This window comes from Sagittula sp. S175 (assembly GCF_049800975.1).
Taxonomy (GTDB): domain Bacteria; phylum Pseudomonadota; class Alphaproteobacteria; order Rhodobacterales; family Rhodobacteraceae; genus Sagittula.
Window position 1 is genome coordinate 1 of the sequence record NZ_JBNAGB010000055.1, and the last position, 3,660, is coordinate 3,660.

Annotated in this window: 4 protein-coding genes; 1 reads left to right on the top strand and 3 read right to left on the bottom strand. The window is 61.3% G+C overall.

Translation table 11 applies throughout. The features are described from left to right. Positions 1–29 precede the first annotated feature (29 nt). The 3 genes from tnpC to tnpA form a co-directional block, all read right to left on the bottom strand. The gene (tnpC, locus tag ACP16H_RS26375) at positions 30–1,520 is read right to left on the bottom strand and encodes an IS66 family transposase (RefSeq protein ID WP_425074648.1); all 1,491 of its coding nucleotides are present in this window, start codon (positions 1,518–1,520) and stop codon (positions 30–32) included. A 124-nt stretch (positions 1,521–1,644) separates the two neighbouring features. Beyond that, positions 1,645–1,998 carry an IS66 family insertion sequence element accessory protein TnpB gene (gene tnpB / locus ACP16H_RS26380; RefSeq protein WP_425074649.1) on the bottom strand — a complete coding sequence of 118 codons (354 nt, stop codon included), beginning with the start codon at positions 1,996–1,998 and terminating at the stop codon, positions 1,645–1,647. Beyond that, on the bottom strand, positions 1,995–2,423 hold the full coding sequence (gene tnpA / locus ACP16H_RS26385; RefSeq protein WP_425074650.1) for an IS66-like element accessory protein TnpA: 429 nt from the start codon (positions 2,421–2,423) through the stop codon (positions 1,995–1,997). The genes tnpB and tnpA overlap by 4 nt, the downstream gene beginning before the upstream one ends. A gap of 95 nt (positions 2,424–2,518) precedes the next feature. Here tnpA and ACP16H_RS26390 point away from each other — a divergent pair. Continuing rightward, the coding region (locus tag ACP16H_RS26390; protein ID WP_425075109.1) for a DUF7507 domain-containing protein at positions 2,519–3,660 on the top strand (1,142 nt) is incomplete at its 3' end.

The window sequence follows — 3,660 nt, forward strand, 5'->3', positions numbered from 1 at the left end:
GTAAGCGGTCGCTGGACGGCACGGTCAGTTTAGCTTGACAGCTTGAAGTTCCACGGCAGCAGATCGTCGAGGCGGCTTTGCGGGTGGCCATTGGCGATCGCTGTGAGGGTGGCCTTGAGATAGGCGAAGGGTTCGATGCCGTTGATCTTGCAGGTCTCGATCAGCGAGGCGATGCGGCCCCAGGCGATGCCGCCCTCGTCGTGACCCGCAAAGAGGGCGTTCTTGCGATTTAGAGTGATGGGGCGGATCAGGTTTTCGACGCGGTTGTTGTCGATCTCGACGCGCCCGTCGGTCAGAAAGGTTTGCAAACCGTCCCAGTGATTGTGGATGTAGGTCAGCTTTTCGCCCAGCCGGGATTTAGCGGAGATCTTGCGGCGTTGTGCTTGCAGCCAATCACCGAATGCCACGACCAGTGGAGCACTGCGGCTTTGACGGGCAGACAGACGCTGGCCGGGCGAGACGCCACGGATATCGGCTTCAACGGTATAGATTTCGGCGATGCGGCGCAGGCCTTCGGCGGCGATCTCTGAACCATCGCGGTCAAAGACTTCCTTCAGCTTGCGGCGCGCGTGTGCCCAGCAATGGGCCACCCGAATGGGGGCACCGCCCTTGCGGGTCAGTTTGGTCAGTCGGTTGTAGCCCTGGTATCCGTCGATCTGCAGGATGCCGTCAAAGCCTGTCAGGAATGTTTCGGCATTCTCGCCCGCCCGACCGGGTGCATAGAAGTAGACCACACCGGGCGGATCTTCACCGCCCCATGGCCGGTCATCGCGGGCCAGGGCCCAGAGATAGCCAGTTTTGGTTTTACCGCGACCCGGATCCAGCACCGGGGCCGTGGTTTCGTCCATGAACAGCTTGCCGGATCGTTTCAGATGTTCGGCGAGCCGGTCGACGACGGGCTTGAGGTGGAACGCTGCCTTGCCGACCCAATCCGCCAGCACGGCACGGTGCAGATCAAGGCCTGCGCGCGCCAGGATCTGGCTTTGGCGGTATAATGGCAGGTGGTCAGCGTATTTACTGACCAACACATGGGCGATGCTGGCCTCAGTTGGCAACCCACCCATGATCAGGTGCGCTGGTGCTGGAGCTTGGGTCACACCGTCGGTGCAGGTCCGGCAGGCGTATTTGGGCCGGACGGTGACAATCACACGCAACTGGGCCGGCACGATGTCGAGCCGTTCACTGCGATCTTCGCCGATCTTGTGCATGACGCCGCAGCCACAAGGGCAGATCAGGCTATCGGGTTCGATAACCTCTTCGATGCGCGGCAGTGCGGCGGGCAGGTTGCCGATGGTGCGCTTTGGCGCAGGTTTGGCTGCCGTCTTGTCATCCGTTTTGGCAGCCAGATGTTCCTTCTCTGCCTCGACCTCGGCCAGCGCGATGGACAGGTCCTCGAAGGCCAGTTGCCGCTCATCCTCAGACAGCTTTTCCGACCGTTTGCCACGCAGGGCATGGTTCAGTTCGGCAATCAGATGCTGTTGGCGTTGGGTAATATCCTGAAGCGCTGCGATCGTTTCCATCAATGACGCAACCACTGCACGCTGCGCGGCAGGGATGGTGGAAAGGTCAATGACAGGCGTTTCAATCATGACCCGAGATTATGATAAAAACCCCAGTAAAAACACGCAAAAGAGAATGGTTGTTTCATTCTGTCGCAGTGGGTGGGCGTGTCTCCAGCGCCTTGACACGGCGCCAGTCCAGCCCGGCAAACAGGGCCTCGAACTGGGCGTGGTTCAGCGCCATCATCCCGTCCTTGATCGCAGGCCAAGTGAAGGTTGCCTCCTCCAATCGCTTATACGCCATCACCAGCCCAGACCCATCCCAATACAACAGCTTCAGCCGATCCGCCCTGCGCGAGCGGAAGACAAACACCGTCCCCGTGAACGGATCCTTGCGCAGCACCGATGACACGATTGCCGCCAACCCATCGTGACCTTTGCGAAAGTCCACAGGCTGCGTCGAGACCAGAACCCGCATGCGGTTTGAAGGGAACATCATGGCCGTGCCCCGATTGCACGCACGATCTCGGCTATCCGGTCAGAACGCGTCTCTGCGTCCAATCGGATCGTGACTTGGCCCATCGCAATCTCGATTGGTGCCGAGGGCGGTGCTGCAGGCGTGACTGGCTGCCCCGCAACAGCTGGCACATGCACCCCGCCGTTATCCGACACCATGACCGGCGCAAAACAGAAGCTGTCATCTTCAACCGCAGGCAAAACCAGCCGGCCATCGCGTGCCCGACTGCGCCATTCTGAAAGCTGGTTCGCGCGAAGCCCATAACGCGCAGCAACCGCATTCACCGTCGCACCCGGCTTCAACGTCTCAGCGACGATCAGCGCCTTGACCTCGTCGGGCCAGCGCCGCTGACCATTCCCCCGTATCTCTACGCCATAGTCCCTGAGAAACTCACCCGTAGTTGCCATCGCGAAACTCCCGCACCAATATCCGTCAGGCGCGGCATCGCAGGTCAGGCTATCGGCTGGAAGGTGGGGGCCAGGAAACGCTTACTGACAGCGAGGTGGAAACTGACGAGGTCTATGGCCTTTCCGTTGCAGGCATCACGGCGACCGGCACGATCCAGGACAATGACTCCCTTTTTGTCGTCACCGGTATATCCGATGCGACGGAGGCCGAAGGCACCGATCTCGTTCACGTGGTTACGCTTTCCGGTGCCACCGCGGTCGCTCAAGACTTTGCCTTTGCACTCAGCGATATCACGACAACTGCGGCGGACTACGGCACAGCCACCTTTTCCGACGGTGTGACGCTTAACGGTTCGACCCTGACGGTCCCGATCGGGATTTCCTCATTCAGTGTGACGATCGTCGGTATCGACGACCTGGTGGACGAGGAAAACGAAAGTTACGATCTGAAAATCGGAGGGCAATCTGCGGTTGGAACGATCACGGATGATGACACCGCCAACCTGACCGCAAGAAAGACAGCAGTCCTGAACGACCTTGACGCGCTGACTGGTGCCAGTGCGGGCGACACAGTGACATGGACGATCGCGGTCACGAACACGGGCACAGTGCCCCTTGGCCCGGTCTACATATCGGCAGATACGATGACTCGCCTCGACGGCACACCGCTTGCACTTTCTGGGGCGTCCTTCACGCCTGCAAGCGTTGCGACGCTGGCGATGGGAGCGACGATTAGTTTCACCGCCGACTACACCCTGTTGCAGGCAGATGTGGATGGCGGCAGTTTGCGCAACACGGCGACCGTCGTGGCGATCGCACCCGGAGGGTCAACACTCATCGATGTGACCGATGACGATGATGACACCGACGGCAATACCGAAGACGATCCGACCGTGTTCACCCTGACCGCCACGCCGGGCCTTGCGCTGGTCAAGACGGCGGTGCTGAACGACGACGACGGCACGCCCGGGGTGAGCGCCGGGGACAGCATCGACTATGCCTTCCGGGTGGTGAACACCGGCGCGGTGACCCTGGGCGGGATCACGGTGACCGACCCTCTGGTGAGCGTCACCGGCGGGCCGATCAGCCTCGCGCCCGGGGCGCAGGACGCCACCAGCTTCACCGCGCGCTACTCCGTCACGCAGGCGGATATCGACGCGGGCGAGGTGCAGAACACCGCCACGGTGACGGCCGATCTGCCGGGCGGCGGCACGGTCAGCGATACATCGGGCTCGGG